Here is a 5,718-nt window from a genome sequence, read left to right on the forward strand (position 1 = left end):
ACCCAGCCGGGCCAGCAGGTCCCCGACGGTGTCTCCCCGACGGCCCTGACCGCCCCGGCGGTTCCCGGCGCCGGGCACGCGGAGCCCGGGCCGGCGGCCTGGCCCACCGGCGAGGTCCCGGCCGGCGGCTGGCCGCAGCCGGCGGCCTACCAGCCCGTCGAGCCGGACCGGTTCACCCGGCTGGTGATCCGCCTGCACGAGCGCGCCCCACGCTGGGCGGTGCCGCTGGCCGCGCTCGGCTGCGTCGGCATGGGCATGGCGTACGCGCTGGTCAGCGACCCCACCCACAGCGACCCGGACGCCCGGCCGACCTGCCTGCTCAAGCTCACCACCGGCCTGGACTGCCCGGGCTGCGGCGGCACCCGGGCCCTCTGGTACGTGCTGCACGCCGATCTGCCGGCCGCCGCCCGGCACCACTTCCTCTTCGTCTTCTCGCTGCCGTTCCTCGCCTACCTCTTCGTCGCCTGGGCGGGGAACCAGGCGTTCGGCTGGCGCCTGCCGGAGCTGCGGCTCAGCCCCAAGGTGATCGGCGGCTTCCTGGCCGCCTGGCTCGCCTTCTCGGTGTTGCGCAACCTGCCCTGGGCGCCCTTCACCGCGCTCTACGTCTGACCGGCCCCGGGCCCGGGATCCGTGCCCGACTCCGCCTCGCGGCCCGTCCTGCCCGTCGCGGCGCCTCCTGCCTGGCGCGGCCATAGGCGGACGAACAGAGAGCTGCCCGCGCTGCCCGCGCTGGGAGATCTTGGACACCCGTCGGTCGCCGCGACCGGGACGTGTCCGGGATTCGCTGATGGTGGGCGCTTTCACGTCCGCGCGTCCAAGTTTCGCCACCGGGCGTCCGGCCACTACAGTCCCAGGAATGCCGGAGATGGTGCAGCCTCAGGTCAAGCTGATCGCGTGGACCCAGTTCCAGGCCCCGGACGAGGTGCCGTGGTCGACCGACGCAGAGGGCGGGCAGGCGCTCGCCGAGTTCGCCGGCCGGGCCTGCTACCAGAGCTGGAAGAAGCCGAACCCGGCCACCGCGACCAACGCCGGCTACCTGGCGCACATCCTGGAGGTCGGGCACCTCTCGGTGCTGGAGCACGGCTCCGTGAGCTTCTACTTCAGCGGAGTGTCCCGCTCGTTCACCCACGAGCTGATCCGGCACCGGCACTTCTCGTACTCCCAGCTGTCCCAGCGGTACGTGCCGGAGCGGGACGCCGCCATGGTCGAGCCGGCGGTGATCGCCGACGACCCGGAGCTGCACAAGAAGTTCGTCGAGGCCGCCGAGGCGAGCGTCCGGGCGTACAACGAGCTGCTGGAGGGCCTGGAGCAGCGCTTCGCCGACGAGCCGAACCCGACGCTGCGCCGCAAGCAGGCCCGGCAGGCGGCCCGGGCGGTGCTGCCCAACGCCACCGAAACCCGGATCGTGGTCACCGGCAACTACCGGGCCTGGCGGCACTTCATCAAGATGCGCGCCACCGAGCACGCCGACGTGGAGATCCGCGAGCTGGCCGTGGAGTGCCTGCGGCAGCTCAAGGGCGTCGCGCCGAACGTCTTCGCCGACTTCGTGACCTCCACCTTGCCGGACGGCACCGAGGTGGCGGCCAGCCCGCACGCCGAGTGACTCCTGCGCCCTTCCCCGCCGGAGCCCCGGTGGTCGTCCGCTAGGTTGTGAACATGACGCACGACCACCCTGCCGCCCCCGACCGGGGCGCGTCGCGCCCGTTCGGGCGACTGCTGACGGCCATGGTGACCCCGTTCACCACGGACGGGTCCCTCGACCTCGACGGCGCCGTACGCCTCGCGAACCACCTGGTCGACGAGCAGGGCAACGACGCGCTGGTGGTCAACGGCACCACCGGCGAGTCGCCGACCACCACCGACGCGGAGAAGGAGACCCTGATCCGCGCCGTCGTGGAGGCGGTCGGCGACCGGGCCCGGATCGTCGCCGGGGTCGGCACCAACGACACCCGGCACACCATCGAGCTGGCCGCGTCGGCGGAGAAGGCCGGCGCACACGGGTTGCTGGTGGTCACCCCGTACTACAACAAGCCGCCGCAGAGCGGCCTGCTGCGGCACTTCATCGCGGTCGCGGACGCCACCGGGCTGCCGATCATGCTCTACGACATCCCGGGCCGTTCGGGCGTGCCGATCGCCACCGATACGCTGGTGAAGCTCGCCGAGCACGGCCGGATCGTCGCGGTCAAGGACGCCAAGGGGGACCTGACCGCCACCTCCTGGGTGCTCGCCCGCAGCGACCTGGCCTACTACAGCGGGGAGGATGCGCTGACCCTGCCCGCGCTCGCCGTCGGCGGCGTCGGCCTGGTCGGCACGTCGACGCACTTCACCGGTGTACTGGCCAAGCAGATGATCGAGGCGTACGACGCGGGGGACACCACGACCACGCTGAACCTGCACCGGCGGCTGCTGCCCCTGTTCACCGGCATCTTCCGTACCCAGGGCGTGATCCTGGTGAAGGCGGGCCTGGCGGCCAAGGGCCTGCCGGCCGGCCCGGTACGACCCCCGCTGGTGGACGCCACCACCGACGAACTGGCCCAGCTGCGCGCGGACTGCGCGGCGGCGGGCCTGGAACTGCCCTGATGATCCAACGACACGACGGACGCCGCGTGACGGCGTCGCAGAATGAGGTGGACGCGTGACCGAGGCGCACTTCGAGGGTGAACTGCCCCCGCCGCTGCCGGAGGGTGGCCTGCGGATCATCCCGCTCGGCGGACTCGGCGCCATCGGCCGGAACATGACCGTCTTCGAGTACGACGGCAAGCTGCTGATCGTCGACTGCGGGGTGCTCTTCCCCGACGTCGAGCAGCCGGGCGTGGACCTGATCCTGCCCGACTTCGGGCCGATCCTGGACCGGCTCGACGACATCCAGGCGATCGTGCTCACCCACGGTCACGAGGACCACATCGGCGCCGTGCCGTACCTGCTCGCCCACAAGTCGGACATCCCGCTGGTCGGCTCGCAGTTCACCCTCGCCCTGGTCGAGGCGAAGCTGGCCGAGCGGCGGATCCAGCCGTACACACTGACCGTGCGGGAGGGCGGCCGGGAGCGGCTCGGCCCGTTCGAGCTGGAGTTCTTCGCCGTCAACCACTCCATCCCGGACGCGCTGGCGGTGGCCATCCGCACGCCGGCCGGCCTGGTGTTGCACACCGGCGACTTCAAGATGGACCAGCTCCCGCTGGACGGCCGGATCACCGACCTGGCCGGCTTCGCCCGACTCGGCGCCGAGGGCGTCGACCTGCTGCTGTCCGACTCCACGAACGCGGAGATCCCCGGCTTCGTCACCCCGGAGCGGGAGATCGGGCCGGTGCTCGACTCGATCTTCGCGAAGGCCAAGGGGCGGATCATCGTCGCCTCGTTCGCCTCGCACGTGCACCGGGTGCAGCAGGTCTTCGACTCGGCGGTCGAGCACGGCCGCAAGGTGGCCCTGATCGGCCGGTCCATGGTCCGGAACATGGGCATCGCCCGGGACCTCGGCCTGCTCAACATCCCGGCGGGCCTGGTCATCGGGATCGAGGAGGCGACCACGCTGCCGCCCGAGCAGATCCTGCTGATGTCCACCGGCTCGCAGGGCGAGCCGATGAGCGCCCTGGGCCGGATGGCCAGCGGCGACCACCGGCACATCACCATCGCCCCAGGCGACACCGTGGTGCTGGCCTCGTCGCTGGTGCCCGGCAACGAGACCTCCGTCTACCGGGTGATCAACCGGCTGGCCCGGGCCGGCGCGGTGGTCGTGCACAAGGACGTCGCCAAGGTGCACGTCTCCGGCCACGCCCCCGCCGGGGAGCTGCTCTACCTGCTCAACATGGTCCGCCCGAGCAACCTCATGCCGGTGCACGGCGAGTGGCGGCACCTGCGCGCCCACGCCCGCCTCGGCATCGAGTCCGGGGTCGCCCCGGACCGGGTGGTGCTCTGCGAGGACGGCGACGTGGTCGACCTGGTCGAGGGCCGCGCCAGCCTGGTCGGGCACGTGCGGAGCCGGTACGTCTACGTCGACGGTCTCGCCGTCGGCGACGTCAGCGAGTCGCTGCTCACCGAGCGGCGGATCCTCGGCGACGGCGGCTTCATCGCCACCACCGTGGTGGTCGACTCGGTGACCGGCAAGGTGGTCGCCGGTCCGACGCTGTCGGCGAAGGGCTTCTCCGAGGATCCGGCGGCGTTCAACCCGGTGATCCCGCTGGTCACCGACGCGCTCAACCGGGCCGCCGCGGACGGCATCACCGACCCGCACCAGCTCCAGCAGATCGTCCGGCGCACCGTCGGACGGTGGGTCAACGACGCGTACCGGCGGCGGCCGATGATCGTCCCGACCGTGGTCGAGGTCTGACCCCAGCCGCTCCGCACGCCGGTCCACCGTCCGCGGTGGGCCGGCGTCGTCACTCTCCGGGTACGTCCCGGCGTCGCCCGACCACGCTCGGTGGATCGTCGACGGTCACTTCAACCGATCGGCGTTCGTCTCCGTACTCCGCTCCGGCAGGCGTACCCCGCGCCGGCCGGGAGGAGCGTGGCGGATGGACCGCAGACGGATCACAGCCATCGGCGTACTGGTGGCGGCGGTGGGAGCGGCGGCGGCCGTGACCCTGCCGTCGTTCGCCGGGGAGGGCACGGCGCCCCGCGGCGGCGCGCCCGCAGCGTCCGACGGTGTCGCGCCGGAGGTGGTGGACGCCATGAGCCGCGACCTCTCGCTGAGCCGGGAGCAGGCGACGAAGCGGCTGAGGACCGAGCGGTGGGCGGCGGGCACGGTCGCCCGGCTCCGCGGCGAGCTGGGCGAGGACTACGGCGGCAGCTGGCTCAGCGCCGACGGCGCGACGCTGACCGTGGCGGTGGCCGACCCGGCGCGGGCGGCGCAGGTGACGGCGGCCGGCGCGGTGCCGAAGCAGGTCGACCGGGGGGTCCGGGAGTTGGACGCGGTGAAGAGCCGGCTCGACTCGGCCGGCGGCAAGGCAGGCCCGGACGTCGCCGCTGGTACGTCGACGTCGCCACCAACTCGGTGGTGGTGCTCGCCCAGCCGGGTGCGGAGGCGGCCGGCCGGCGGTTCGCCGAGGCCAGCGGCGTGCCCGCCGGGTCGATCCGGGTGCGGGCCGTCGCGGAGGCGCCCCGCCCGCTGTTCGACGTACGCGGCGGCGACGCGTTCTTCATCAACAACGCCGGCCGCTGCTCGGTCGGCTTCTCAGTGGTGGGCGGCTTCGTCACCGCCGGGCACTGCGGCCGGCCGGGCGAACGGACCACCGGCGCGAACCGGATCGCCCAGGGCACCTTCGCCGCCTCGTCGTTCCCCGCGGACGACTGGGCGGTGGTCGAGGTGAACGGCGAGTGGACGCCGCAGGGCGTGGTGAACGACTTCAACGGCGGCACGGTGCCGGTGAACGGCTCCACCGAGGCCCCCGTCGGCGCCTCGGTCTGCCGCTCCGGCTCGACCACCGGCACTCGCTGCGGCGTGATCCAGGCGAAGAACGCCACGGTGAACTATCCGGAGGGAACGGTCACCGGGCTGACCCGGACGAACGTCTGCGCCGAACCGGGCGACTCCGGCGGCGCGTGGCTCTCCGGCGACCAGGCGCAGGGGGTCACCTCCGGTGGGTCCGGGGACTGCACGCAGGGCGGCGTCACCTTCTTCCAACCGGTCAACGAGATCCTCCAGCGCAACAACCTGACCCTGGTCACCGCGGCCGGCCGGTCGGCGCCGGCCGCGCCGCCCGCCGGTGGCGACGCCACCGCCCC

6 protein-coding genes are annotated in these 5,718 nt (G+C 73.0%); 5 read left to right on the plus strand and 1 reads right to left on the minus strand.

Going from position 1 to position 5,718, the window contains the following annotated elements:
* Positions 1–45: 45 nt before the first annotated feature.
* From JNW87_RS33780 to JNW87_RS33795, 4 genes are all read left to right on the plus strand, one after another.
* Complete coding sequence (locus JNW87_RS33780; RefSeq protein WP_109804055.1) at positions 46–609, plus strand: DUF2752 domain-containing protein; 564 nt, start codon at positions 46–48, stop codon at positions 607–609.
* A gap of 256 nt (positions 610–865) precedes the next feature.
* Positions 866–1,603 (plus strand): FAD-dependent thymidylate synthase, encoded by a 738-nt coding sequence (thyX, locus tag JNW87_RS33785; protein WP_109804051.1) that lies wholly within the window; start codon positions 866–868, stop codon positions 1,601–1,603.
* Positions 1,604–1,656: 53 nt separating this feature from the next.
* Positions 1,657–2,580: a 4-hydroxy-tetrahydrodipicolinate synthase gene (dapA, locus tag JNW87_RS33790; RefSeq protein WP_238455084.1), complete on the plus strand. Its 924-nt coding sequence runs from the start codon at positions 1,657–1,659 to the stop codon at positions 2,578–2,580.
* Between the two features lie 55 nt (positions 2,581–2,635).
* The gene (locus JNW87_RS33795) at positions 2,636–4,324 is read left to right on the plus strand and encodes a ribonuclease J (protein ID WP_109804052.1); all 1,689 of its coding nucleotides are present in this window, start codon (positions 2,636–2,638) and stop codon (positions 4,322–4,324) included.
* A 447-nt stretch (positions 4,325–4,771) separates the two neighbouring features.
* Here the strand turns inward: JNW87_RS33795 and JNW87_RS33800 are convergent, their stop codons facing one another.
* Positions 4,772–4,939 (minus strand): hypothetical protein, encoded by a 168-nt coding sequence (locus JNW87_RS33800; RefSeq protein WP_238455085.1) that lies wholly within the window; start codon positions 4,937–4,939, stop codon positions 4,772–4,774.
* Positions 4,940–4,990: 51 nt separating this feature from the next.
* On the opposite strand from JNW87_RS33800, the gene JNW87_RS33805 reads away from it, so the two are divergent.
* Positions 4,991–5,718 (plus strand): S1 family peptidase (locus tag JNW87_RS33805; RefSeq protein WP_238455086.1); only part of this gene is annotated, 728 nt, incomplete at its 3' end.

Origin of the sequence: Micromonospora sp. ATA51 (assembly GCF_016802855.1) — a bacterium.
In the GTDB taxonomy this organism is placed as follows: Bacteria; Actinomycetota; Actinomycetes; order Mycobacteriales; family Micromonosporaceae; genus Micromonospora; species Micromonospora sicca.